Annotated in this window: 25 protein-coding genes and 3 rRNA genes; 27 read left to right on the top strand and 1 reads right to left on the bottom strand. The window is 39.4% G+C overall.

Translation table 11 applies throughout. The features are described 5' to 3' along the window. Positions 1-5: 5 nt before the first annotated feature. The 16 genes from MHB44_RS00295 (at position 6) to rsmI (ending at position 14,462) form a co-directional block, all read left to right on the top strand. Positions 6-221 carry a YaaL family protein gene (locus MHB44_RS00295; protein WP_341301121.1) on the top strand — a complete coding sequence of 72 codons (216 nt, stop codon included), beginning with the start codon at positions 6-8 and terminating at the stop codon, positions 219-221. Positions 222-294: 73 nt separating this feature from the next. Next, positions 295-567, top strand: coding sequence for a pro-sigmaK processing inhibitor BofA family protein (locus MHB44_RS00300; protein ID WP_341301122.1), 273 nt, complete (start codon positions 295-297; stop codon positions 565-567). Between the two features lie 287 nt (positions 568-854). Next, a 16S ribosomal RNA gene (locus MHB44_RS00305) occupies positions 855-2,406 on the top strand. A 279-nt stretch (positions 2,407-2,685) separates the two neighbouring features. After that, positions 2,686-5,614 (top strand): 23S ribosomal RNA (locus MHB44_RS00310). 161 nt (positions 5,615-5,775) lie between these two features. Next, a 5S ribosomal RNA gene (gene rrf, locus MHB44_RS00315) occupies positions 5,776-5,891 on the top strand. The 16S, 23S and 5S rRNA genes sit together here, the layout of an rRNA operon. 678 nt (positions 5,892-6,569) lie before the next feature. Beyond that, positions 6,570-6,875, top strand: a complete 306-nt coding sequence (locus MHB44_RS00320; RefSeq protein WP_341301123.1) for a hypothetical protein — start codon at positions 6,570-6,572, stop codon at positions 6,873-6,875. Positions 6,876-7,020: 145 nt separating this feature from the next. After that, a complete protein-coding gene (locus tag MHB44_RS00325; RefSeq protein ID WP_341301124.1) occupies positions 7,021-8,454 on the top strand; it encodes an aminotransferase class I/II-fold pyridoxal phosphate-dependent enzyme in 1,434 nt (477 codons plus the stop codon). Positions 8,455-8,471: 17 nt separating this feature from the next. Continuing rightward, the gene (tmk, locus tag MHB44_RS00330) at positions 8,472-9,101 is read left to right on the top strand and encodes a dTMP kinase (protein ID WP_341301125.1); all 630 of its coding nucleotides are present in this window, start codon (positions 8,472-8,474) and stop codon (positions 9,099-9,101) included. A 209-nt stretch (positions 9,102-9,310) separates the two neighbouring features. Continuing rightward, on the top strand, positions 9,311-9,640 hold the full coding sequence (locus MHB44_RS00335; RefSeq protein WP_004229230.1) for a cyclic-di-AMP receptor: 330 nt from the start codon (positions 9,311-9,313) through the stop codon (positions 9,638-9,640). 115 nt (positions 9,641-9,755) lie between these two features. After that, positions 9,756-10,196 carry a YaaR family protein gene (locus tag MHB44_RS00340; RefSeq protein ID WP_341301126.1) on the top strand — a complete coding sequence of 147 codons (441 nt, stop codon included), beginning with the start codon at positions 9,756-9,758 and terminating at the stop codon, positions 10,194-10,196. 137 nt (positions 10,197-10,333) lie between these two features. Beyond that, a complete protein-coding gene (holB, locus tag MHB44_RS00345; protein ID WP_341301127.1) occupies positions 10,334-11,338 on the top strand; it encodes a DNA polymerase III subunit delta' in 1,005 nt (334 codons plus the stop codon). Beyond that, the gene (locus tag MHB44_RS00350) at positions 11,331-12,146 is read left to right on the top strand and encodes a stage 0 sporulation family protein (RefSeq protein WP_341301128.1); all 816 of its coding nucleotides are present in this window, start codon (positions 11,331-11,333) and stop codon (positions 12,144-12,146) included. The genes holB and MHB44_RS00350 overlap by 8 nt, the downstream gene beginning before the upstream one ends. A gap of 27 nt (positions 12,147-12,173) precedes the next feature. Then, complete coding sequence (gene yabA, locus MHB44_RS00355) at positions 12,174-12,530, top strand: DNA replication initiation control protein YabA (protein ID WP_004229222.1); 357 nt, start codon at positions 12,174-12,176, stop codon at positions 12,528-12,530. A 63-nt stretch (positions 12,531-12,593) separates the two neighbouring features. After that, positions 12,594-13,343, top strand: a complete 750-nt coding sequence (locus tag MHB44_RS00360; RefSeq protein WP_341301129.1) for a tRNA1(Val) (adenine(37)-N6)-methyltransferase — start codon at positions 12,594-12,596, stop codon at positions 13,341-13,343. Then, positions 13,327-13,590: a GIY-YIG nuclease family protein gene (locus tag MHB44_RS00365; RefSeq protein WP_341301130.1), complete on the top strand. Its 264-nt coding sequence runs from the start codon at positions 13,327-13,329 to the stop codon at positions 13,588-13,590. The genes MHB44_RS00360 and MHB44_RS00365 overlap by 17 nt, the downstream gene beginning before the upstream one ends. Continuing rightward, positions 13,587-14,462, top strand: coding sequence for a 16S rRNA (cytidine(1402)-2'-O)-methyltransferase (gene rsmI / locus MHB44_RS00370; protein ID WP_341301131.1), 876 nt, complete (start codon positions 13,587-13,589; stop codon positions 14,460-14,462). Before MHB44_RS00365 ends, rsmI begins: the two co-directional genes overlap by 4 nt. A 304-nt stretch (positions 14,463-14,766) precedes the next feature. Here the strand turns inward: rsmI and MHB44_RS00375 are convergent, their stop codons facing one another. Then, positions 14,767-15,045: an AbrB/MazE/SpoVT family DNA-binding domain-containing protein gene (locus tag MHB44_RS00375; RefSeq protein ID WP_053997054.1), complete on the bottom strand. Its 279-nt coding sequence runs from the start codon at positions 15,043-15,045 to the stop codon at positions 14,767-14,769. A gap of 348 nt (positions 15,046-15,393) precedes the next feature. On the opposite strand from MHB44_RS00375, the gene metG reads away from it, so the two are divergent. The 11 genes from metG to spoVG all read left to right on the top strand — a co-directional run bounded on the left by metG (position 15,394) and on the right by spoVG (position 25,106). Beyond that, the gene (gene metG, locus MHB44_RS00380) at positions 15,394-17,370 is read left to right on the top strand and encodes a methionine--tRNA ligase (RefSeq protein ID WP_341301132.1); all 1,977 of its coding nucleotides are present in this window, start codon (positions 15,394-15,396) and stop codon (positions 17,368-17,370) included. A gap of 252 nt (positions 17,371-17,622) precedes the next feature. Then, complete coding sequence (locus MHB44_RS00385; RefSeq protein ID WP_341301133.1) at positions 17,623-18,393, top strand: TatD family hydrolase; 771 nt, start codon at positions 17,623-17,625, stop codon at positions 18,391-18,393. 135 nt (positions 18,394-18,528) lie between these two features. Beyond that, entirely contained in the window at positions 18,529-19,743 is a 1,215-nt protein-coding gene (locus MHB44_RS00390) for a ubiquitin-like domain-containing protein (RefSeq protein ID WP_341301134.1), read from the top strand. A gap of 227 nt (positions 19,744-19,970) precedes the next feature. Continuing rightward, positions 19,971-20,537, top strand: coding sequence for a ribonuclease M5 (gene rnmV, locus MHB44_RS00395; RefSeq protein WP_341301135.1), 567 nt, complete (start codon positions 19,971-19,973; stop codon positions 20,535-20,537). Continuing rightward, complete coding sequence (gene rsmA, locus MHB44_RS00400) at positions 20,530-21,411, top strand: 16S rRNA (adenine(1518)-N(6)/adenine(1519)-N(6))-dimethyltransferase RsmA (protein ID WP_341301136.1); 882 nt, start codon at positions 20,530-20,532, stop codon at positions 21,409-21,411. The genes rnmV and rsmA overlap by 8 nt, the downstream gene beginning before the upstream one ends. A gap of 156 nt (positions 21,412-21,567) precedes the next feature. After that, positions 21,568-21,828 carry a Veg family protein gene (locus MHB44_RS00405; protein WP_004229199.1) on the top strand — a complete coding sequence of 87 codons (261 nt, stop codon included), beginning with the start codon at positions 21,568-21,570 and terminating at the stop codon, positions 21,826-21,828. A 114-nt stretch (positions 21,829-21,942) separates the two neighbouring features. Then, positions 21,943-22,122: a small, acid-soluble spore protein, alpha/beta type gene (locus MHB44_RS00410; RefSeq protein WP_053997048.1), complete on the top strand. Its 180-nt coding sequence runs from the start codon at positions 21,943-21,945 to the stop codon at positions 22,120-22,122. A gap of 325 nt (positions 22,123-22,447) precedes the next feature. Continuing rightward, positions 22,448-23,314, top strand: a complete 867-nt coding sequence (gene ispE, locus MHB44_RS00415; protein ID WP_341301137.1) for a 4-(cytidine 5'-diphospho)-2-C-methyl-D-erythritol kinase — start codon at positions 22,448-22,450, stop codon at positions 23,312-23,314. 56 nt (positions 23,315-23,370) lie between these two features. Further along, entirely contained in the window at positions 23,371-24,204 is an 834-nt protein-coding gene (gene purR / locus MHB44_RS00420; protein WP_004229190.1) for a pur operon repressor, read from the top strand. Then, positions 24,201-24,575 carry a RidA family protein gene (locus MHB44_RS00425; RefSeq protein WP_341301138.1) on the top strand — a complete coding sequence of 125 codons (375 nt, stop codon included), beginning with the start codon at positions 24,201-24,203 and terminating at the stop codon, positions 24,573-24,575. Before purR ends, MHB44_RS00425 begins: the two co-directional genes overlap by 4 nt. A gap of 228 nt (positions 24,576-24,803) precedes the next feature. Further along, complete coding sequence (spoVG, locus tag MHB44_RS00430) at positions 24,804-25,106, top strand: septation regulator SpoVG (RefSeq protein ID WP_341301139.1); 303 nt, start codon at positions 24,804-24,806, stop codon at positions 25,104-25,106. The last annotated feature ends 186 nt before the right edge of the window (positions 25,107-25,292 follow it).

A 25,292-nucleotide genomic window follows, 5' to 3' on the forward strand; every position in this document is an offset into this window, starting at 1 on the left:
TTAATATGTTCTTCCGTAGTAAAGGAAAGTTAAAAAAAGAATTTGACGATAAACTTGTAAATCTTATCAAATCCACAAAAGAGGATTTACAACAGGCAAAGGTTATAGAAGAATTGATGGATGACTATGATCTTGGGGTTATTGCACATCGAAAAGCAGCAGAAAGCATTCATTTTTATTTATTTAAGGAAGCTAGAATTCGTAAAGTATTATTAAAATAGCCTTTTAAGCATTCATAGAAGCAAAACAGGAAACATAAACTTTCATAGTTATTCTATTTAAGGAGGTAACCATATGTCATGGTTAGTAATTATGAGTATTTGTGTTCCTGTAGGGCTTCTTTTTCTTTATGTAATAATAAGACATGCTAAGCTAGGTAAAATATTAGAAGGATTATCTATATTTTGGTTTCGCTTTGCATTTGCTTTTCTATTATTGTTTATGATTCATTTAGGTATCGGTTATATAGGCTATAATGTGCCAATCAATCTGTTTTCAGTCCTAACAATTGCAGTTTTGGGTATCCCTGGCGTTTTAGGAATAACAGCTTTAATGTTTTTTTTATAAAAGACTTGCAATATAAATATATTATGGTATATTTAGAAAAGTCGCTAATACAACAACTTGAAACAAAAAATAAATAATTTTTATGTTGACAATTTGTTTGAGACATGATATTATATAAGAGTTGCTGTTAGGAAATAAATAATGGCAAATGAATGAACCTTGAAAACTGAACAAGCAAAACGTAATCAATCAAGTTTTAAGTAGCTAGCTTCAGTTAGTGAACAAAACAAAAATTTTGGACATCAAAATTGATGCCAGCAAAACAATTTGAGCAAATCAAATTTCTTTTTATGGAGAGTTTGATCCTGGCTCAGGACGAACGCTGGCGGCGTGCCTAATACATGCAAGTCGAGCGAACAGAGAAGGAGCTTGCTCCTTCGACGTTAGCGGCGGACGGGTGAGTAACACGTGGGCAACCTACCCTATAGTTTGGGATAACTCCGGGAAACCGGGGCTAATACCGAATAATCTCTTATGCTTCATGGTAAAAGACTAAAAGACGGTTTCGGCTGTCGCTATAGGATGGGCCCGCGGCGCATTAGCTAGTTGGTGAGGTAATGGCTCACCAAGGCGACGATGCGTAGCCGACCTGAGAGGGTGATCGGCCACACTGGGACTGAGACACGGCCCAGACTCCTACGGGAGGCAGCAGTAGGGAATCTTCCACAATGGGCGAAAGCCTGATGGAGCAACGCCGCGTGAGTGAAGAAGGTTTTCGGATCGTAAAACTCTGTTGTAAGGGAAGAACAAGTACAGTAGTAACTGGCTGTACCTTGACGGTACCTTATTAGAAAGCCACGGCTAACTACGTGCCAGCAGCCGCGGTAATACGTAGGTGGCAAGCGTTGTCCGGAATTATTGGGCGTAAAGCGCGCGCAGGCGGTCCTTTAAGTCTGATGTGAAAGCCCACGGCTCAACCGTGGAGGGTCATTGGAAACTGGGGGACTTGAGTGCAGAAGAGGAAAGTGGAATTCCAAGTGTAGCGGTGAAATGCGTAGAGATTTGGAGGAACACCAGTGGCGAAGGCGACTTTCTGGTCTGTAACTGACGCTGAGGCGCGAAAGCGTGGGGAGCAAACAGGATTAGATACCCTGGTAGTCCACGCCGTAAACGATGAGTGCTAAGTGTTAGGGGGTTTCCGCCCCTTAGTGCTGCAGCTAACGCATTAAGCACTCCGCCTGGGGAGTACGGTCGCAAGACTGAAACTCAAAGGAATTGACGGGGGCCCGCACAAGCGGTGGAGCATGTGGTTTAATTCGAAGCAACGCGAAGAACCTTACCAGGTCTTGACATCCCGTTGACCACTGTAGAGATATAGTTTCCCCTTCGGGGGCAACGGTGACAGGTGGTGCATGGTTGTCGTCAGCTCGTGTCGTGAGATGTTGGGTTAAGTCCCGCAACGAGCGCAACCCTTGATCTTAGTTGCCATCATTTAGTTGGGCACTCTAAGGTGACTGCCGGTGACAAACCGGAGGAAGGTGGGGATGACGTCAAATCATCATGCCCCTTATGACCTGGGCTACACACGTGCTACAATGGACGATACAAACGGTTGCCAACTCGCGAGAGGGAGCTAATCCGATAAAGTCGTTCTCAGTTCGGATTGTAGGCTGCAACTCGCCTACATGAAGCCGGAATCGCTAGTAATCGCGGATCAGCATGCCGCGGTGAATACGTTCCCGGGCCTTGTACACACCGCCCGTCACACCACGAGAGTTTGTAACACCCGAAGTCGGTGAGGTAACCTTTTGGAGCCAGCCGCCGAAGGTGGGATAGATGATTGGGGTGAAGTCGTAACAAGGTAGCCGTATCGGAAGGTGCGGCTGGATCACCTCCTTTCTAAGGATATTTACGGAAGGTTTCATCGAGGATGAAACAATGATTACGTTTTGCGTTCAGTTTTGAAGGTTCATTCTTTCTGAATGAAACACTTCATATATGTGCTCCTGTCGCTACACTTTCGTCGCAAAGCTGCGAAGAAGTAGAAGCAGGCAGTAGCTTTGTTCTTTGAAAACTGGATAAAACGACATTGAAATTGTAACAAGCTGTTTTTGTGCGAAAGCGCAGCGACAGCAACAAACACATTTATTTTTTAAGTTTTTTTAGGCTTAGTAACTTGGTTAAGTTATTAAGGGCGCACGGCGAATGCCTTGGCACTAGGAGCCGATGAAGGACGGCACTAACACCGATATGCTTCGGGGAGCTGTAAGTGAGCTTTGATCCGGAGATTTCCGAATGGGGGAACCCACTACGTTTAATCGCGTAGGATCTTGACGTGAATTCATAGCGTCTTGAAGGCAGACCCAGGGAACTGAAACATCTAAGTACCTGGAGGAAGAGAAAGAAAAATCGATTCCCTGAGTAGCGGCGAGCGAAACGGGAAGAGCCCAAACCAAGAGGCTTGCCTCTTGGGGTTGTAGGACACTCTATACGGAGTTACAAAAGAGCGAGTTAGATGAAGCGACTTGGAAAGGTCCGCCAGAGCAGGTAACAGCCCTGTAGTCGAAAGTTCGTTCTCTCCAGAGTGGATCCTGAGTACGGCGGAACACGTGAAATTCCGTCGGAATCCGGGAGGACCATCTCCCAAGGCTAAATACTACCTAGTGACCGATAGTGAACCAGTACCGTGAGGGAAAGGTGAAAAGCACCCCGGAAGGGGAGTGAAAGAGATCCTGAAACCGTGTGCCTACAAGTAGTTAGAGCCCGTTAATGGGTGATAGCGTGCCTTTTGTAGAATGAACCGGCGAGTTACGATTACGTGCAAGGTTAAGCTGTAGAAGGCGGAGCCGCAGCGAAAGCGAGTCTGAATAGGGCGAAATAGTACGTGGTCGTAGACCCGAAACCAGGTGATCTACCCATGTCCAGGGTGAAGGTAAGGTAACACTTACTGGAGGCCCGAACCCACGCACGTTGAAAAGTGCGGGGATGAGGTGTGGGTAGCGGAGAAATTCCAATCGAACCTGGAGATAGCTGGTTCTCTCCGAAATAGCTTTAGGGCTAGCCTCGTGATGAGAATACTGGAGGTAGAGCACTGTTTGGACGAGGGGGCCATCCCGGTTTACCGAATTCAGACAAACTCCGAATGCCAGATATTTATACACGGGAGTCAGACTGCGAGTGATAAGATCCGTAGTCAAAAGGGAAACAGCCCAGACCACCAGCTAAGGTCCCCAAGTAATCGTTAAGTGGAAAAGGATGTGGCGTTGCACAGACAACCAGGATGTTGGCTTAGAAGCAGCCATCATTTAAAGAGTGCGTAATAGCTCACTGGTCGAGTGACGCTGCGCCGAAAATGTATCGGGGCTAAACGATTCACCGAAGCTGTGGATTGACATCTACGATGTCAGTGGTAGGAGAGCGTTCTAAGGGCGTTGAAGTCAGACCGGAAGGACTGGTGGAGCGCTTAGAAGTGAGAATGCCGGTATGAGTAGCGAAAGACGGGTGAGAATCCCGTCCACCGTATGACTAAGGTTTCCTGAGGAAGGCTCGTCCGCTCAGGGTTAGTCGGGACCTAAGCCGAGGCCGATAGGCGTAGGCGATGGACAACAGGTTGATATTCCTGTACCACCTCCTCACCGTTTGAGAAATGGGGGGACGCAGGAGGATAGGGTAAGCGCGCTGTTGGATATGCGCGTCCAAGCAGATAGGCGTGTGTGTAGGCAAATCCGCACACTGTAACGCCAAGCTGTGATGGCGAGTCCGTATGGACGAAGTTCCTGATTTCACACTGCCAAGAAAAGCCTCTATCGAGGTGAGAGGTGCCCGTACCGCAAACCGACACAGGTAGTCGAGGAGAGAATCCTAAGGTGTGCGAGAGAACTCTCGTTAAGGAACTCGGCAAAATGACCCCGTAACTTCGGGAGAAGGGGTGCTCTGATAGGGTGAAAGCCCGAGAGAGCCGCAGTGAATAGGCCCAGGCGACTGTTTAGCAAAAACACAGGTCTCTGCAAAACCGTAAGGTGACGTATAGGGGCTGACGCCTGCCCGGTGCTGGAAGGTTAAGAGGAGTGGTTAGCGCAAGCGAAGCTGCGAATTGAAGCCCCAGTAAACGGCGGCCGTAACTATAACGGTCCTAAGGTAGCGAAATTCCTTGTCGGGTAAGTTCCGACCCGCACGAAAGGCGTAACGATCTGGGCACTGTCTCAACGAGAGACTCGGTGAAATTATAGTACCTGTGAAGATGCAGGTTACCCGCGACAGGACGGAAAGACCCCGTGGAGCTTTACTGTAGCCTGATATTGAATTTTGGTACAACTTGTACAGGATAGGTAGGAGCCAGAGATCTCGGAGCGCCAGCTTCGAAGGAGGCGTCGGTGGGATACTACCCTGGTTGTATTGAAATTCTAACCCATGCCCCTAAGCGGGGCAGGAGACAGTGTCAGGCGGACAGTTTGACTGGGGCGGTCGCCTCCTAAAAGGTAACGGAGGCGCCCAAAGGTTCCCTCAGAATGGTTGGAAATCATTCGTAGAGTGTAAAGGCACAAGGGAGCTTGACTGCGAGACCTACAAGTCGAGCAGGGTCGAAAGACGGGCTTAGTGATCCGGTGGTTCCGCATGGAAGGGCCATCGCTCAACGGATAAAAGCTACCCCGGGGATAACAGGCTTATCTCCCCCAAGAGTCCACATCGACGGGGAGGTTTGGCACCTCGATGTCGGCTCATCGCATCCTGGGGCTGTAGTCGGTCCCAAGGGTTGGGCTGTTCGCCCATTAAAGCGGTACGCGAGCTGGGTTCAGAACGTCGTGAGACAGTTCGGTCCCTATCCGTCGTGGGCGTAGGAAATTTGAGAGGAGCTGTCCTTAGTACGAGAGGACCGGGATGGACACACCGCTGGTGTACCAGTTGTCTTGCCAAAGGCATCGCTGGGTAGCTATGTGTGGACGGGATAAGTGCTGAAAGCATCTAAGCATGAAGCCCCCCTCAAGATGAGATTTCCCATTACGCAAGTAAGTAAGATCCCTCAAAGACGATGAGGTAGATAGGTTCGAAGTGGAAGTGTGGCGACACATGGAGCTGACGAATACTAATCGATCGAGGACTTAACCAAAATGTTTAAACCATTCAATGCACCGTTTATCCAGTTTTGAAAGAATAACCCTTTCAAAAAAGTTTTAAGATACGATATATTTTGAAGCTTTAAAAAAGGAACTTCTGCTAAGAACGCAACATCCGTGTTGCAACGCAGAAGCCAGCACATCCATGTGCAAGTCTAGTGATAATGGCAAAGAGGTCACACCCGTTCCCATCCCGAACACGGAAGTTAAGCTCTTTCGCGCCGATGGTAGTTGGGGGCTTCCCCCTGCGAGAGTAGGACATCGCTAGGCCAACAAAAGCAGTCAGCATATAGAGCTGACTGCTTTTTTGTATGTGTGGTGTACATATTATATTAGACTATCTAGGCTCTATGAAGGAAAAGATAGTTACTTAATTTTAGATAACTGTAAGAATAGCCAAAGAGCTCATAACACAGAAAATTGGTCGGAAAAATTAGCTGTGAGAGGTCAAAGTAGTGGTGAGACATCATGAGGGGACCTATTACTCATACGAATAACAAACTTCTGAATGGGTTAATCGTTCAAAACAATAGTTATAGAACCTCAAATAATTTTTTCCAGTCTTCCTAATAGAACAATTTTAAATAAGGAGTTTCAAAGTGATATAAGATATATAATAAAAATATTGATTCCACTACTTTTAATGAGTAATATAGTCAATTATTAAAGAGGACTGTAGGAAAGTTAGATACACTTTGATTTTCCTACAGCCTCTTATAATTTTTAATTATAAAAGTGAAAACCTTATGTATTTATAAACCTATAAAATGTTGGAATTTAATTAAATAACATGAATATATAAAGGGGCAAAATACATTGGCGACGGGACAATATTGTGAAGACATTAATATTGAGAAAGAAAAATTGCAGGAGTTTACTCAAAATAAAGGAGAATGGGCAGTTTTAATTCCAGGTTATTGACATCGCGAGTTTCTAAATGAACAAGATATGATTTGGGTCTTTCAAGGTGATTTTGGTATTATTCAAAAGGCTGTAAAAGTAGAACTTAAGGTGAAACAATCAGATCCAGATCAACTTTTATTTGATTTAGTAGGATTATCAGACCTGATAAATGGTGATGGGTTATTTGAAATAAAAGAAAGCGAAAATCAATCATATCAGCCGGTTGGGAATTTAACCATGAAGGCTAGTGGTTTTTTAGCAGGAATAATGAACCCTGTGTTAGAAAGATTTGTACCACAGCTAGTAGAGCAACTAGTAAAAGAAATAGCTATAAAGGTAGGGAAAAAATAGTTTTATTGAGTGAACCGACCCTAACAGATAAAGGTCGGTTTTTTATGATAAGGTAATTTATTAAATAAATTGTGTATAGATGAAGGAGAGCTTTGTTATCATGTTAGAATCCCGTATAATTAAAAGAAGAATATAACGAAAATGGGTGTTTGTTGTGCAAAAGAAAAAACCGATTATCGAGGGTTTAGAACGTTTTCGTCAGCAGCAAAATATATCCTTTCATGTGCCAGGACATAAGCATGGCGAGTTATCCCATCTCCCACAAGCATTTAAAGATGTGATGCGTTATGATGTAACAGAGCTATCGGGGCTGGATGACTTACATTATCCTGAAGAAATGATAGGAGAGGCAGAAAATTTGTTGGCAAAGACATATGGAGCGATGAAGAGCTTTTTTTTAGTAGGAGGCTCAACAGTGGGAAATTTAGCAATGATTTATGCAACTTGCCAGGCAGGTGATACGATTATTGTTCAACGCAATGCGCATAAGTCTATTTTTCATGCGATTGAACTTGTTGGTGCAAAGCCTATATTTGTGTCACCACAATGGGATGAACGCACCTTAACGGCTACATATGTTACTTATAGAGATCTTAAAGAAGCTGTTGAGAGCTATTCAAAGGCCAAAGCAGTCGTGTTAACATATCCTACTTATTATGGGATGACTTCATCTGATATACAGCAACAGATCGCTTATTGTCAGGAAAAGGGGATTCCTGTCTTGGTAGATGAGGCACACGGTGCTCACTTCCATGCTTGTACTTTATTTCAACCATCCGCTTTATCATTTGGAGCTGATATCGTTGTACAATCAGCACATAAAACATTACCTGCAATGACAATGGCATCCTTTTTGCATGTCAATTCACAATTAATTGATGCAGATCGTATCCATTATTATTTACGCATGCTGCAATCCAGCAGTCCGTCTTATCTATTATTAGCGTCATTAGATGATGCCCGCCACTATGTACAGACATATATGGAGAGTGATGGGGCATATATAATAGAAAAAAAGAATCAATGGGTGGAAGCATTACGCTCAATTGGCTCATTGGAAGTCATTGAAGTAGATGATCCACTTAAATTATTACTACGTGTCAATGGCTATAGTGGTTTTCAATTACAGCAAGTATTAGAGGCGCAGCATGTGTACGGGGAATTAGCTGATGCTAATCAAGTATTACTAATGCTCCCTTTACTTAAGCAAGGACACACCTATCCATTTGCAGAAATACGTATTCGGATAAAAGAGGCGATAACAATGCTTGTCGATACAGAAAAAACAGCTAGCAAAGCAGCACCACGAACTGCCTATCAGTTTGCACCTATTACTGAGCCTATGTACACATTTAATGAGATTGCATCATTAAATAAAGAGTGGTTACCCTATATGCGTACAATAGGACGGATTGCGGCAAGTATGATTATTCCATATCCTCCTGGTATTCCACTTCTTGTTCCTGGAGAAAAGATAACAGTGGCAAAGCTAAGTCAACTAGAGGAGTTACTAGCAGTAGGTGCGACATTTCAGGGACATCATCGTTTAACAGAAAAAATGATTCAGGTCATTAAATAGTTGGAGGCAATAACAGCATGAATAGTAATTTATTTATTACATTTGAAGGTCCAGAGGGAGCTGGTAAAACAACAGTTATTCAAAAAATAGCAAAGCGGCTTGCACAAGAAAATATTGATGTGTTAGCAACCAGAGAACCAGGTGGTATCGAAATTGCTGAAAAAATAAGAACGATTATTTTAAATCCTGCACATACAGCTATGGACGAGCGAACAGAGGCATTGTTATATGCCGCTGCAAGAAGTCAGCATTATTTTGAAAAAGTTCGACCTGCTTTAGATGCTGGCAAGCTGGTAATATGTGATCGTTTTATTGATTCATCATTAGCCTATCAAGGTTATGCAAGGGGAATAGGTGTGGATGAGGTGCTTTCCATTAATGAGTTTGCTATTGGTAAAAAACTGCCTGATGTAACCATTTTGTTTGATCTTCCACCAGAGGTTGGTTTAGCACGTATTCATGCAACTGGAGGTCGTGAAGTAAATCGTTTAGATATTGAAAGTGTAGCCTTTCATGAAAAGGTTCGTTCTGGGTATTTACAACTCGTGGAGCAATACCCAGAACGTATACGTGTGGTGAATGCAGAGCAAGATATCGAGGATGTTGTTGAAGAAGTATGGTCATTATTATTGAAGGCAATGCAGTAAATGCATGAAGTTGTCTACAACATTGTGATATAATGATATTATCCATTATTTTATCTTTATACAGATAAAAGCCCTGACGACTGATGTTATGTTTTTCCTGCGCAAAGCTCGAAAAAATCTAAAGGTAGTCATACCAAGGTGTATTTTATCTGTCTCAACATGGTATAAGAAATTGTTTTAGATGAATTTTATAAAAGGGGTGAGTGCGAATGAAGTTAGTCGTAGCTGTAGTGCAAGATCAGGATAGCAGCCGTTTATCGAATGCTTTAACGAAAAATCAATTTCGTGCAACTAAATTAGCGAGCACAGGAGGATTTTTACGTTCTGGAAATACGACGTTTCTTATAGGAACTGAAGACTCTCTCATACCCAAACTTTTAGATATAATTCGGGATAATTGTCGAGCACGAGAGCAAATGGTTGCACCAGTTTCTCCATTAGGTGGAAATGCTGATTCCTATATTCCTTATCCAGTAGAGGTTGAGGTAGGAGGAGCTACTGTTTTCGTTTTACCGATTGAGCAATTCCATCATTTTTAATATAGTAGAAATTTAAATATGAGGCTGATTGGTGTAAAGCCTTCAGCCTATGCTTTACCAGCTTGATACAATTGTGCTCAGGAGAAATCAATAAAGATAGTGGGGCGAAAACAGCTTGAAAATTAATCAAGATATACGCGTTGGAGTAAATACCAATCATAAAGAGCCACTACAAAATAATAATCAAAATAACCGTTTTGGAGATATGGTCGTTAAGCAGGGCACTAAGCTACAAACCGATCAATTAACACGTTTATTAGGTGATATTTCTACTGCTGGTGATCGCGTTGCAAGATCACGTAATTTACGAGAACTTGCTAGGTTTAAAATGCTTGTTAAACGCTTTTTACAAGAGACGGTGGAACATGGTATGGAGTTGAAGCAATCACATACTTGGAATCGTTTTGGTGAGGGACGACGCTTAAAAATTATTGACACGATTGATGCACGTCTACTAGAGCTTACCGAGGATATTTTAAATGAAGAAAAAGAAGCGGTTGACCTGCTCGATAAAATTGGTGAGATTAAAGGCTTACTAATTAATTTATATATGTAAAACCCGTGTCTCCCTGTTAAAGATAGATGCGGGCTTTTTTCAAATATTGATTTGTAGAGAAGATTTGAAGCACTGCAATATTTCTAAACAAAAGTGAAAAGACACTTTAGGTATAGATATAGGAAGGATTTTAATATATGGGCAAGAATGTTGAAGAGCTATTCACACTACAACCAGTCGTAATGAGGCAACTTCAAACGATTTTTGACAAACATAGATTAGCACATGCATATATTTTTGAGGGTGAAAAAGGGACAGGCAAGGCGCATATTATGCACTTTTTTGTCAAATTAATGCTATGTGAGCACCCGAATAACAATGTTCCATGTGAAACATGTCGAAATTGCAGACGTGTTGAATCGGGAAATCATCCAAATGTTCATCAAATTTCTCCAGAAGGTCAATTTATAAAAATTGATCAGATACGAGAATTAATTGGAGAGATGAAAATGATGGGCGTGGAGGAAGGACGGAAAATTTATGTACTTCATCATGCAGACCGTCTTAATATAGCTTCCGCCAATATGATTCTTAAATTTTTGGAGGAGCCAGATGGAGAGGTTACTGCGATTTTATTAACAGAGCAAATGCAATCCATACTTCCAACAATCCGGTCTCGCTGCCAACATATCAAATTTCAAAAACTGCCACGTCATGTTTTGTTAAAACATTTACAGGACAATCATATTTCTTCTGCAATGGCTTCAACAGTAAGTATGATGACAAATGAGCTTGAAATGGCTCTATTCTTAGCAAATGATGATGAGTTTGCACTTGCTCGAAAAACAGTGTTAAAATTAGTAGAGGCCATTCAGCAAAATGTACATGAAGCAATGCTTATTGTCTATGACGAATGGCTACCCCATTTTAAAGAAAAAAGCGAGATGGAGCAAGCATTGGATTTACTATTATTTGCTTACCGTGATATAGTGTCAATAAAAGCTAATCCCGAAGCAGCTTGTACTTATCCAGACATGTTATCGCTATTTAAAGAAGTTGCGCTACATTCCACTTATGAAAAATTATCTAAGCAAATGGAATCTATTTTACAGGCGCGCGCTTCACTACAGCGTAACATGAATAGGACGTTATTGATGGAGCAGTTAATGCTAAATCTGCAGGAGGGATATACATTTGTATAATGTAGTAGGAGTCCGCTTTAAAAAAGCGGGTAAAATATATTATTTTGATCCAGCATCATTTCCACTAGAAGATAGCCAGTATGTGATTGTTGAAACAGCTCGCGGCATAGAGTATGGTAAAGTAGTTGTTCCTCAAAAAGTAGTAGGTGATAATGATGTTGTATTACCACTTAAACAGGTGCTTCGACCGGCGGATGAGCGTGATCGTATACAAGTAGAGGAAAATGCGGCAGAATCGAAGCGTGCATTTGAACTTGCAAGTACAAAGATTACTGAGCATAAGCTAGAAATGAAGCTTGTAGATGTTGAGTATACATTTGATCGTAATAAAATTATTTTTTACTTTACGGCTGAAGGACGAGTAGATTTTAGAGATCTTGTAAAGGATTTAGCTTCCGTTTTTAGAACACGTATTGAACTTCGCCAAATTGGTGTGCGTGACGAAGCAAAGCTATTAGGTGGCATTGGTCCATGTGGTCGAATGCTTTGTTGTTCCACATTTTTAGGTGATTTTGATCCTGTATCTATTAAAATGGCGAAAGATCAAAACTTATCGTTAAACCCTTCAAAAATATCAGGTCTTTGCGGTCGCTTAATGTGTTGTTTGAAATATGAAAATGATGAATATGAAGAAGCAAAAGAGGGCATGCCAGATGTAGGTGAAATTACAATGACACCAGATGGCCGTGGTAAAGTAGTAGGCTTAAATGTGCTGGAAAGACTCATTCAAGTATATTTACAGGAGCAAGAACGTACGATTGAGTATACATTAGAAGAACTACTAGCATGCGAAAAAAATCTTATATAAGATAGAGAATTTAACGAGGTGGCTTGGGTGAAGGACCGTAATTTCTTAGATACCGTTATGGAGTTCGAACAACAGCTCGAAGCAATGCAGGAGCAATTTGGTGCATTGAAACAATTTGTAGCGCTAATGATGGAAGAACATAAAGCGCTTGAAACAGAAAATCATCATCTTCGTACACGACTAGAAGAACTACTTTCTAACACAAACTCCGTACAAGCTGCTGAAGTAAAGAAAGAGAGTCCGCTAGATATAGGTGAAGGTTATGATAACCTAGCACGTCTATACCAAGAAGGCTTCCATGTTTGTCATGTTCATTTTGGAAGTTCACGTAAAGGTGAAGATTGTCTGTTTTGCCTATCATTTTTAAATAAACAAAATGTGTAATACAAGGCTGATTCCCACTACGGTGGTATCAGTCTTTTATTTTGTAACATAGGAGGAGTATGCATGGAAAAATGGCTAAAAGGTGATGAGCGATTAGATTATTTGCTGGCTGAGGATTTGCGTATTATTCAAAGCCCCTCTGTCTTTTCATTTTCATTAGATGCGGTGTTGCTTTCGAAATTTGTCAATATTCCATATCATAAGGGAAAAATCGTTGATTTATGCTCTGGCAATGGCGTTATACCGCTCTTTTTAAGTGGGCGTACAAAGGGGCAAATAACGGGAGTAGAAATTCAGCCGCGTTTATTTGATATGGCAGAGAGAAGCATTCGTTATAACCAGCTAGAACATCAAATTCAAATGATGCTTGGCGATGTAAAAGAAGTACCGAAGCAGCTAGGCATTGAAAAATTCGACGTTGTGACCTGTAACCCGCCTTATTTTTTAGCACATGAGGCCAGTGATAAAAATTTAAGTGAGCACTATGCTATCGCACGTCATGAACTATATTTAACATTAGAAGAAGCGATTCAAGCAGCGAGTAAATTACTAAAGCAGGGTGGGAAGGCAGCATTTGTTCATCGACCTGGTCGTTTATTAGATATTGTGACAGCCATGCGTGCTAATCGTTTAGAGCCGAAACGGATGCAACTTATTTACCCGAAAGAAGGAAAAGAGGCAAATACATTATTAATAGAAGGAATCAAGGATGGAAAGCCAGATTTAAAAATATTACCGCCTTTATATGTTTATAATGACAATAACGAATATACAGATGAAGTGAGAGACATTCTTTATGGAAAAGAGCAATAATCATTACTTTTATGTGTTAGAGTGTGCTGATCATACTCTTTATGCAGGGTATACAAATAATATCGAAAAACGACTTGCTGTACATAATGCTGGTAAAGGGGCAAAATATACAAGAGCTAGAGGACCAGTAAAATGTATTTATAAGGAAGTGTTTGCAACCAAGCAAGAAGCGATGCGTGCGGAATATGCTTTTAAGCAATTAACGAGAGAGCAAAAAATAAATTATATAAGGAGGGATGAATCATGAAATCACAAAAAAGTACAATGCAGGATAAGCTAGGTTGCTTATATCTTGTAGGAACACCAATTGGTAATTTAGAGGATATAAGTGTACGAGCACTGCGTATTTTAAAGGAAGCAGATATGATTGCAGCAGAGGATACGAGGAATACGAAAAAGCTTTGTAATTACTTTGATATTGAAACACCTTTAATGAGTTATCATGAACATAATTTAGTTGTAGGTGGAGAAAAATTGTTAGCTTTACTGCATGAAGGGAAAACCATAGCATTAGTAAGTGATGCAGGCTTACCATGTATTTCTGATCCAGGCGCAGACATTGTTGAAAAAGCTATTGCGCAAAATTTCCCTGTTGTGCCAATACCAGGTCCAAATGCAGCGCTCTCCGCATTAATTGCTTCAGGGTTGACACCACAGCCATTTTTCTTTTATGGATTTTTGAACCGTGGAAAAAAAGAGCGTCGCCAGCAATTAGAGCAGTTAAAAAAGCGTCAAGAAACCATTTTATTATATGAAGCACCACATCGCTTAAAGGATACACTAAAGGATATGGAAGCAATCCTGGGGAATCGTCGCATCGTCTTAGCTAGGGAGCTAACAAAGAAATTTGAAGAATTTTTGCGTGGCACACTGGCTGAAGCTGTAGAATGGTCACAAACAGAGGAGATACGAGGAGAATTTTGTATTGTTTTAGAAGGCAATCGTGATGTTGAAGAGGAGAGTCAGGAAGAAGCATATTGGCATACAATGTCTATCATTGAGCATGTTGATTACTTGATTCATCAATCAAATAAAACATCAAAAGAGGCAATTAAGGAAGTAGCAAAACTACGACAAGTAGCAAAGCGGGATATTTATAATGAATACCATACCAATTAGTCGTAAGGAGTTGCCTAAAAAGGTGACTCTTTCTTTTTTGGAAAATTGAAAATAATTGAAAATGATAGTATTATTAACATAAAAAGGTTTGAAATTTAAAAAATGGTTGTTATTTTAATATGCATTATAAGTTAATTAAAGTAATTTATAGAGAAAGGCTATAAAAAAGTTAGCATAAATATTATAAGTAATTTGTCATATGGGTATATTACAATATATAAATCAAAACTAGTAGCATTTCCCAGAAATAGAGCAAAAGATAAAAAAACACCTAAACCACTATGTTGATTTAGGTGTATAATTATTATTTTTTTAAGTTATTTTGAATTTCTTTTACTAACATTTCAGCGCCTTCTGGGCTTAAAATTAATTTGCCTCCAACTAGACGAAGGTTATCATCTGAAACTTCACCAGTAACAGCACATGTCATATTTGGCATATATTTTTTTAGGATAATCTTGTCATCATCCACATAGATTTCCAAAGCGTCCTTTTCAGCAATACCTAGCGTACGGCGTAGCTCGATAGGAATTACTACACGTCCTAACTCATCGACTTTACGTACAATTCCTGTTGATTTCATAATAGTTTTCCTCCTAATTTATAAATGTTATATTGGTATTTCGTCAAATTTCGACATTATTTCTTTGTCTGATAGTTATCATACCAAGTAATGCCATAAACGTCAATTAATTAATACACTAATATTGGGTTTTATAAAAAATTTTTGGAGGAGATTGCAGGGTTTTTATTTTTTTTAAAAGGTTTTTATTAAATAATTTGATGACTAGTAAAAAAGATTCTTAATTAAGTAAGTAAATGGGTTTAATATATTATTCGACAATTTTCGCAATTGATAAACTTTCATTGAAACGAATTTCGTACTTCGTTAGAATAGAAAGTATATTGTAAAACGATGGAGGCAGTTCTTGTGAGTGAACAACAAAAAACATTCTATATAACAACACCTATTTATTATCCAAGTGGGAAATTTCATATTGGTACGGCATATACAACGGTAGCATCGGATACGATGGCACGCTATAAACGCTTACGTGGCTATGATGTTCGTTTTTTAACAGGAATGGACGAGCATGGCCAAAAAATTCAAGAAAAAGCAGCTGAAGCGGGCAAACATCCTCAAGATTATGTAAATGAAATTGCAGATGCTGCGAAAAAACTTTGGGCTTTAATGGATATTTTATATGATGACTTTATTCAAACAACGCAAGAAAGACATACAAAGGCTGTCGCAAAGATTTTCCAAAAGTTTTTAGATAATGGTGATATTTACAAAGGCGAATATGAAGGCTGGTACTGTACACCTTGTGAATCATTCTTTACAGAGACTCAATTAGTTGATGGAAACTGTCCAGACTGTGGTCGTCCGGTACACAAGGTAAAAGAGGAATCGTACTTCTTTAATATGAAGAAATACGCAGATCGTTTATTGGCTTATTACGACGAAAACCTTGAATTTATTGAGCCAGAATCACGAAAAAATGAAATGATTAATAATTTCATTAAGCCAGGGCTAGAAGATTTATCAGTGTCAAGAACGTCCTTCGACTGGGGGATTAAAGTACCCGGGGATCCAAAGCATGTTATTTATGTATGGGTGGATGCCTTAACAAACTATATTACATCTTTAGGCTATCTTTCAGAGGATGAAACATTATTCAACAAATATTGGCCAGCTGATGTGCATGTAGTAGGAAAAGATATTGTACGCTTCCATACGATTTATTGGCCAATCTTCTTAATGGCGCTGGATTTACCATTACCGAAAAAAGTATTTGCCCATGGTTTTATTATGATGAAGGACGGGAAAATGTCTAAATCAAAGGGCAATGTTATTTATCCTGAAATGTTGATTGAGCGATATGGACTAGATGCGACACGTTATTTCCTTTTACGCGAATTACCATTTGGCGCTGATGGCGTATTTTCACCGGAATCATTTATTGAACGTACAAATTTTGACCTTGCGAATGATTTAGGGAATTTATTGAATCGTACTATCTCAATGATTAATAAATATTTTGATGGTGTCATTCCTACAGAAAATCTTGAACCGACAGAATTTGATGTTGCATTACAAGAGCAGGCAAAGTCGGTACGTATTAAATATGAAGAAAGTATGGAAAAAATGCAATTTAGTGTCGTACTTGCGGATTTATGGACACTTGTATCACGAACAAATAAATATATAGATGAAACGCAACCTTGGGTATTGGCAAAGGAAGAAGCTGATAAACCGAAATTAGGATCTGTTATGCGAAACTTGGCAGAAAGTTTGCACCAAATTGCTGTCATGTTACAACCGTTTATGACATCTACCCCAAAACGCATTATTGATCAATTAGGATTAGATGACAAATTCTTAGCATGGGCTACTATTGAAACATTCGGCAATACTATTCCAACAAACATTAAAGTGGTAGAAAAAGGAATACCTATTTTCCCACGTTTAGAGAGTGAAATTGAAATTGCCTATATACGTGAGGAAATGCGTGGTTCTGTAAAAACACCTCAAGAGGAGGAAGCTAAAAAGACTTTAAAGGATGAGGAGATTCCAGAAATCCCTGAAATTACTATCGATGATTTTATGAAAATTGATTTGCGTGTGGCGACTGTTACGGCATGTGAGTCTGTTCCAAAAGCAGATAAATTATTAAAGCTTCAGGTTGATTTAGGATACGAGCAACGCCAAGTAGTTTCAGGGATTGCAAAATTTTATTCTCCTGATGAACTTATTGGCCAAAAAGTGATTGTGGTAGCTAACTTAAAACCAGTGAAACTTCGTGGTGAGTTATCCCAAGGAATGATTTTAGCTGGTGAAAAAGATGGAATTTTAAAATTAGCCTCAGTAGACCAAAAACTTGAAAATGGCGCAAAAGTAAAATGATAATGTAAAATAAGCCTGCCGAATTTAAAACATTCAGCAGGCTTTTCAAATTGATTAGAAAAATGGGATGTTTATTATTTTGAGATAATTTATTCATTTTAAAATTGACAAAAATATAGGTATATAGAACTGTTAACGGATCTGGAGCTTAAGTGGAATGTCACAATTGCGAATAGTTTGTAACGAAATTGTAATACTTACGAAAAATATGAAATAATAAATTTTAATAAAATCAATGTTAGGAGAATGAAAATGTTTATTGATACACATGTACATTTAAATGCAGATCAGTATGAGGAAGACCTTCAACAGGTGATTGATAGAGCTCTTGAAGCCAAAGTAGAAAAAATGGTTGTTATTGGTTTTGACCGTAAAACCATTGAAAGAACAATGCAATTGATTGAGCAGTACGATTTTGTTTATGGTGTTATTGGCTGGCACCCAGTAGATGCCATTGATTGTACGCAAGAAGATTTAGAGTGGATTGAACAATTAGCAGCACATCCAAAAATAGTTGGTATTGGTGAAACTGGCTTGGACTACTACTGGGATAAATCCCCGAAAGATGTCCAGCAAGCACTTTTCCGCAAACAAATTCAATTAGCACAAAAGATTAAATTGCCAATTATTATTCATAACAGAGATGCAACAGGAGATGTTGTGCAAATTTTACGAGAAGAAAATGCAGCATCCGTTGGAGGAGTTATGCACTGCTTTGGCGGTAGTGTAGAAACAGCCCGTGAATGTATCGCTATGAATTTTATGATTAGCCTTGGGGGACCAGTGACATTTAAAAATGCGCGTCTACCAAAGGAAGTGGCAACTGAAATACCTTTGGAGCACTTGATGATTGAAACAGACGCTCCGTATTTAGCACCACATCCATATCGAGGTAAGCGTAATGAACCCGCTTTTGTGCCACTAGTTGCAGAGGAAATTGCACGATTGAAAGGGTTGAAAATTGAGGAAATTGCACAAGCCACAACTACTAATGCGAAAAAATTTTTTGGGATTGACAAGTAACTAGCTAAGATGCCTCCAATACTGGGTTTGTGGTTGGCAAAAACACAGAAGTCAATTTACTGAGAAATACTTTCGGGTTGACAGTGCCAAAACTAGTCCGTATAATCCAACCTTGTATTAAGGAGGCGTTTTTTCATGTCAAATAATTCCATGAAAAACTTGTTCTTAGGATCATTGAGGAGTAAGCAAACAGTGATAAGAATTATTTCACTTGTCCTGTTTGTGTCTGTCATTTCTTTCGTGCTTTACCAAGGTACGAAAAAGGCCGTAAAGCTTGAAGCAAACGGAGAAACAATCGAAGTATCAACACATGCCAAAACTGTAGAACAATTATTACAAGATCAAGATATAGATGTAGCAGAGCATGATAAAGTCTCACCCTCTCTGAATACCAAAATTGTTAATGGATTAGCAATTACATGGGAACAGGCAAAAGAAGTAACAATTTCAGTTGATGGAAATCAGTCAAAAGTTTGGACAACTGAAACACTAGTGAAGGACATTTTGAAGGAAGCAAATATCGAAGTATCAGAACACGACTCCTTAGCACAAGGACTAGATACTGAGCTAGGCGAAGATAGCAAAATTGATATTCAAAAAGCGTTTCAAGTGGTGCTTGTTGATGGTGTAAACAAAAAACAAGTATGGTCCACTTCGACTACGGTCGCTAACTTTTTAAAACAACAAGGAATTCAGCTAAATGAATTCGATCGTGTCGACAATAACCCAGAGGACGTTATTACTCCAGCGAGTAAAATCACAGTAGTTCGCGTAGAAAAGGTTATCGATGTAGTGGAAGACTCTTTAGATTTCGCAGTTGAAAAGAAACAGGATGCTTCATTGCTAAAAGGAAAAGAAAAAGTAGTAACAGCAGGTGAGAAAGGATCCATTTCTCGTACCTATGAAGTTGTTAAAGAAAATGGTAAGGTTGTCGCTAAAAATTTACAATCTGAGAAAATAGTAAAAGAGCCGAAGACGAAAGTCGTTGCAGTTGGCACAAAAACAGTCGTTGCGAGTACAGCAACAACTGTCTCACGTGGTGCAGTGGAGCCGACGAATGGAAAGGAATTCTACGTAACGGCAACAGCCTATACACCCTATTGCAATGGATGTTCAGGGATATCGGCAACAGGTATTAATTTACGCTCAAATTCTGGCTTAAAGGTGATAGCAGTTGATCCGTCTGTTATTAAATTAGGCTCAAAGGTTTGGGTGGAGGGCTATGGCACAGCTATTGCTGCTGATACTGGGGGCGCTATTAAAGGTAATAAAATTGATGTACTTGTCCAAAGTGATGCTCAAGCACGTACCTGGGGACGTAAGAAAGTCCGTGTTAAAGTATTAAATTAAAAAAACTGTAAAATTAATCAAAATGTTTTTCACTGATGAAGCTTTCCTGTTTTGACTGGCGGGAAAGCTTTTTTTATTAAAATTGATAGATCCCAATATAGAACTTTCAAAGAGATGAATAGTTCCCTCTACTGATAGATAACAGGAGGCTTGCCTTGAATTTCTGTACAAACGGTAGCACACAGTTGTAAAATGGTCAGAAGATAAGGTAGAAAAGAGGAGCCTTTGTGCAAATTAAAGAAATCATTGTTGTTGAAGGAAAAGATGATACGACAGCTATTCAGCGAGCCGTACAAGCAGATACGATCGAAACAAATGGATCGGCTATATCAGCGGAGACATTGAAGCGAATCCAGCATGCACAGGAGAAGCGTGGTGTTATTGTATTTACCGATCCTGATTATCCTGGACGTCGGATACGTGCCATTATTGAGGAGCATGTTCAAGGAGTCAAGCATGCCTTTTTACCAAAAGCAAAAACAATTGCAAAGAACGGTAAAGGATTAGGAATTGAGCATGCAGCAGATAAGGATATTCGTGAAGCCCTACAACATGTATATACCCTAAATTATGATGTGCCAAACCAAGATGATATTACGCTGGAGGATTTAATGACAGCGCGTTTAATAGGTCATCCACAGGCGAAGCAGCGTCGTGAACGTTTGGGGGACATTTTAAATATTGGTGCAACAAATGGTAAACAGCTTCATAAACGATTGAAGATGTTTCAAATTACAGAACAGCAATTTGGTGCGGCGATTGCACAGTTAGATCAGGAGGAAGAGAATGCATAAAGATATAGCAACACCAATACGAACACAGGAAATTTTAAAAAAATATGGATTCTCATTTAAAAAAAGCTTAGGGCAAAATTTTTTAATTGATCCAAATATTTTACGAAATATAGTAAGTCATGCAAATTTAACAGAAAACAGCGGTGCCATTGAAGTTGGGCCTGGTATTGGTGCATTAACTGAGCATTTGGCGAGAAATGCTAAAAAGGTTGTTGCCTTTGAAATTGACCAACGATTATTGCCTGTACTAAATGATACACTTAGCCCATATAATAATGTATCAATTGTTCATGCTGATATTTTAAAGGCAGATGTTGCAAAGGTTATTACTGAGGAGATGCCAGAAATTGAGGATATTATGGTTGTTGCTAATTTACCTTACTATGTAACAACACCCATTTTAATGAAATTACTTAATGACCGACTACCGATTCGCGGCTTCGTTGTCATGATGCAAAAGGAAGTGGCAGATCGAATAACGGCTAAGCCAGGGACGAAGGAATACGGCTCATTATCGATTGCGATTCAATATTATGTGAAGGCGGATATTGCGATGACTGTGCCAAAGACCGTTTTTATGCCGCAGCCAAATGTTGATTCTGCCGTTATTCGTCTTATTAAGCGCGATGAACCACCAGTTAAAGTTATAGATGAGGATTTTTTATTTGTCGTAACACGTGCATCATTTGTACAACGAAGAAAAACGATCTACAATAACTTGCAATCAGGTTTGCCAAATGGGAAGGCACAAAAGGAACTGATATTAGAAGCACTAGCAGTTGCTAATATAGAGCCGACCCGTCGAGGAGAAACACTTACAATTCAGGAGTTTGGGAAATTAGCGGATGCTCTATATCCTGTCTTTGCAAAGTAAAAAATTTGTTAACATTTTTTCTTAAATGTAAAAAAATATCTATATTTTTATAAAAAATAAGTTGACAAAATTTATTGAAGGCTGATAAAATATTATATTTTGTTGACATTTTTGGGCGTATCGTTTATACTGGTTATTAGTGAGGTGTAAGCGAAAATGCCAAAAACTTTAGCGGACATTAAAAAGTCGTTGGATTGTCATTTGGGTAAACGTTTGCAATTGAAAGCAAACGGTGGTCGCAAGAAAACGGTTGAGTGTGCAGGGATATTACGCGAGACATATCGCGCCATCTTTGTAGTAGAACTCGATCAAGAAGACAATACGTGTAAGCGCGTATCGTATAGTTACACAGATATTTTAACTGAAGCAGTAGAGATTACATTTTTAGACGAAGCAAAAGCTGCTGTCGCAAAATAGTTTCTAGTACTTATTTCTATATTTTAGGAACACTCATGTATGTTAAAAACTACATGAGTGTTTTGCGTTTTCATGGGCATACTAAATTCGTCAGCTGTTAAAGGAGGAGTTACTATGCCTAGAAAAGGTATCATGTCACCTCGATTAAAAGAAGAGATCGCAAAAGAGCTTGGATTTTATGATGTTGTGCAAAGAGAAGGCTGGGGCGGCATAAAAGCTCGTGATGCTGGTAATATGGTGAAACGTGCCATTGAAATGGCTGAACGAGCAAGTAGTGAGCAGGAACGTAAGTAAACTACGCTTATCTTGAAACAGCAGGGATAAAAATTCTTACAAACACAACAAATACAGCTGACAACAGAGAACCGTTACACCGAACAGGGTATACGGTTCTTTTTTTCCATTTTCGTATGACCAATATGGTAAAATAAAATGAAAAATCTTACGCGACAATAAACTTTTATTTTGATTTAGCAGATATACAAATGCCCACTGAGTCAAGGTAAAGCTGCCAGCGGATGTCATGAATTTAGAAAAGGAGCTTTTTAAGCAGCTTCAAAAGTTCGAATGTAAGGACACGAGGCGTTGTTGATGCGTGAGCGATAAGGGAGGAAGAAAAATGCTTTATGTAAAGGCGCCTGCAAAAATTAATTTAACATTAGATGTACTTTATAAAAGACCAGATAATTTTCACGAAGTTGAGATGGTCATGACAACAGTCGATTTGGCTGATCGCATAAGTCTTGAATCTCGAGAAGATGGCGTGATTCAAATTATTTCAACAGATAATTTTGTGCCCACTGACCATCGTAATTTTGCTTATCAGGCAGCGCGTCTTATCAAAGATACATACGGCATTAGACAAGGTGTATCCATTACCATTGAAAAGGAGATTCCTATTGCGGCAGGGCTAGCGGGTGGAAGTAGTGATGCGGCTGCTACATTAAAGGGCTTAAATGAGCTATGGGAATTAGGTTTATCCATAGATGAACTAGCTGAGCTAGGGGCTAAAATTGGTTCAGATGTTTCGTTTTGTGTCTATGGTGGCACAGCATTAGCTACAGGGCGTGGAGAGATCATAGAAGAATTACCAGCACCTCCTAATTGTTGGGTTGTCTTAGCTAAGCCGAAAATTGGTGTCTCAACGGCTGAAGTATATGGAGGGTTAAAGGTCGAAGGGCTGAAACATCCAAATACAAAGCAAATGATACGTGCAATTGGCATAAAGGATTATGAGCTAATGTGTACTTCACTAGGAAATGTTTTAGAAACTGTAACATTTAAGCTTCATCCAGAAGTGGTGATGTTAAAGGAGCAAATGAAGCGTTTTGGGGCTGATGCTACATTAATGAGTGGAAGTGGTCCAACTGTGTTTGGTTTAGTGGATAGTGAAGCCCGTGTCAGTCGTATTTATAATGGCTTACGTGGCTTTTGTGAGGAAGTTTATGCAGTGCGGATTTTAGGTGAGCGAAATACACTTGCTTAAAAACGCATATTTGTGTTAATTTTACCTATAAATATTCGTGTTTAGGAGAGGATCGCGTGAAATGGAAGCGTAGTGAACGACTAGTTGATATGACGTACTATTTACTAGAACATCCACACCAATTGATCCCGCTAACTTATTTTTCAGAACTATATCAATCTGCAAAATCGTCCATTAGTGAGGATTTAACGATTGTAAAAGAAACCTTTGAAGAAAAGGGAATCGGGTTATTGATGACAGTGCCAGGCGCAGCAGGAGGCGTAAAATATATTCCGAAAATGTCCGAGGCAGAAGTACGTTTAGTAATTCAGGATTTAAAGGCAGAGCTAGAACATTCAGATCGATTGTTACCAGGTGGCTATTTATTTATGACAGATTTGCTGGGCAATCCAGATTTAATTAACCGTGTAGGGAAGGTCTTTGCCTCTGCTTTTGCAGATCAGCAAATAGATGTGATTATGACGGTTGCAACGAAAGGTATATCGATTGCCCATGCCATTGCAAGACATTTAAATGTACCTGTAGTGGTTGTCAGAAGAGATAGTAAAGTAACAGAGGGCTCTACAGTTAGTATTAATTATGTATCTGGTTCTTCCAGAAGAATTCAGACAATGGTATTATCAAAAAGAAGCATGAAAAGTGGACAACGTGTGTTAATTACTGACGACTTTATGAAGGTCGGTGGTACAATGAATGGCATGAAAAATCTATTAGAGGAATTTGATTGTCAGCTAGCAGGCATTGCGGTGCTTGTGGAGGCGGAGCATGCGGATGAAACATTAGTAGATGATTACTATTCACTTGTAAAGCTTCATGAGGTGAATGAAAAAGATCGAACAATTGCATTAAGTGAAGGTAACTATTTTTCTAAAAGGGGACATGACAAATGAAAGTAGTAGCAACGACAAACGCACCAGCAGCAATCGGACCATATTCACAAGGGATTATTGTTAACGGAATGTTTTATAGCTCAGGTCAAATTCCGTTAACAGCAACAGGCGACTTAGTGGAAGGCGATATAACTGTACAAACAAATCAAGTATTTGCTAATATAAAAGCAGTTTTAGCGGAAGCTGGAACTTCTTTAGATAATGTTGTGAAAACAACGGTCTTTATGAAGGACATGAACGACTTCGTAGCCATGAATGAAGTTTATGCAAGTCATTTTGGTGATCATAAGCCAGCTCGTTCAGCAGTAGAGGTAGCCCGTCTTCCAAAGGATGTAAAAGTAGAAATCGAAGTTATTGCTATTGTTAAATAAATGGAAAGGCTCACTAAAGAGTATTAGATATTCTCTTTAGTGAGCTTTTTTCGTTAATAAATGAAATGTTGACAAACAATTGTCAAAATTGGCGTATATAAGGGAAAATATTATTCTAATAAGTATTCAAATTTTTTAGAAAATTTGATAGACTATAAAAAGGAAAATATTTGGTGACCGAGAATATAATATTTTCATAAGGCATCTAAGAAGAGAGGTGGTGAAACAATGGAAGTTACTGATGTGAGATTACGTCGGGTACAGACGGATGGTCGCATGCGTGCGATTGCTTCCATTACACTTGACAATGAATTTGTTGTTCACGATATTCGTGTAATTGATGGAAACACTGGGTTATTTGTAGCAATGCCTAGCAAACGAACGCCAGATGGAGAATTTAGAGATATTGCACATCCAATTAATTCTGACACGCGAAACAAAATCCAAGAGATCATTTTAAAAGAATACCATAATTCTAGTGATGTAGAGGAAACGGCTAACGAGGGAGAATTAGAGGAAATTGGTGTGTAATAAAAAGGTAATAAATTCTAATTAAAATACTTATTACTAGTTATTATTAGATTTAAAATTAAGAAAGATTATTAAGAGCTCTTCATAATTTTGAGGAGTTCTTTTTATTGTAATAAAACAAGAAAAAGAGCAATTTTAGGAGAGATAATGCCTCATTCGAGCAGAAGGTGTAGCAGTTTTTGGTGT

It is taken from the genome of Lysinibacillus sp. FSL H8-0500 (genome assembly GCF_038051955.1).
In the GTDB taxonomy this organism is placed as follows: domain Bacteria; phylum Bacillota; class Bacilli; order Bacillales_A; family Planococcaceae; genus Lysinibacillus; species Lysinibacillus macroides.

Coding starts and splice junctions, on each gene's coding strand:
- MHB44_RS00295 (WP_341301121.1), top strand. CDS start 6: ATGTTCTTCCGTAGTAAAGGAAAGTTAAAAAAAGAATTTGACGATAAA.
- MHB44_RS00300 (WP_341301122.1), top strand. CDS start 295: ATGTCATGGTTAGTAATTATGAGTATTTGTGTTCCTGTAGGGCTTCTT.
- MHB44_RS00320 (WP_341301123.1), top strand. CDS start 6,570: ATGATTTGGGTCTTTCAAGGTGATTTTGGTATTATTCAAAAGGCTGTA.
- tmk (WP_341301125.1), top strand. CDS start 8,472: ATGAATAGTAATTTATTTATTACATTTGAAGGTCCAGAGGGAGCTGGT.
- MHB44_RS00335 (WP_004229230.1), top strand. CDS start 9,311: ATGAAGTTAGTCGTAGCTGTAGTGCAAGATCAGGATAGCAGCCGTTTA.
- holB (WP_341301127.1), top strand. CDS start 10,334: ATGGGCAAGAATGTTGAAGAGCTATTCACACTACAACCAGTCGTAATG.
- MHB44_RS00360 (WP_341301129.1), top strand. CDS start 12,594: ATGGAAAAATGGCTAAAAGGTGATGAGCGATTAGATTATTTGCTGGCT.
- MHB44_RS00365 (WP_341301130.1), top strand. CDS start 13,327: ATGGAAAAGAGCAATAATCATTACTTTTATGTGTTAGAGTGTGCTGAT.
- rsmI (WP_341301131.1), top strand. CDS start 13,587: ATGAAATCACAAAAAAGTACAATGCAGGATAAGCTAGGTTGCTTATAT.
- MHB44_RS00375 (WP_053997054.1), bottom strand. CDS start 15,045: ATGAAATCAACAGGAATTGTACGTAAAGTCGATGAGTTAGGACGTGTA.
- MHB44_RS00385 (WP_341301133.1), top strand. CDS start 17,623: ATGTTTATTGATACACATGTACATTTAAATGCAGATCAGTATGAGGAA.
- MHB44_RS00390 (WP_341301134.1), top strand. CDS start 18,529: ATGTCAAATAATTCCATGAAAAACTTGTTCTTAGGATCATTGAGGAGT.
- rsmA (WP_341301136.1), top strand. CDS start 20,530: ATGCATAAAGATATAGCAACACCAATACGAACACAGGAAATTTTAAAA.
- MHB44_RS00405 (WP_004229199.1), top strand. CDS start 21,568: ATGCCAAAAACTTTAGCGGACATTAAAAAGTCGTTGGATTGTCATTTG.
- MHB44_RS00410 (WP_053997048.1), top strand. CDS start 21,943: ATGCCTAGAAAAGGTATCATGTCACCTCGATTAAAAGAAGAGATCGCA.
- ispE (WP_341301137.1), top strand. CDS start 22,448: ATGCTTTATGTAAAGGCGCCTGCAAAAATTAATTTAACATTAGATGTA.
- MHB44_RS00425 (WP_341301138.1), top strand. CDS start 24,201: ATGAAAGTAGTAGCAACGACAAACGCACCAGCAGCAATCGGACCATAT.
- spoVG (WP_341301139.1), top strand. CDS start 24,804: ATGGAAGTTACTGATGTGAGATTACGTCGGGTACAGACGGATGGTCGC.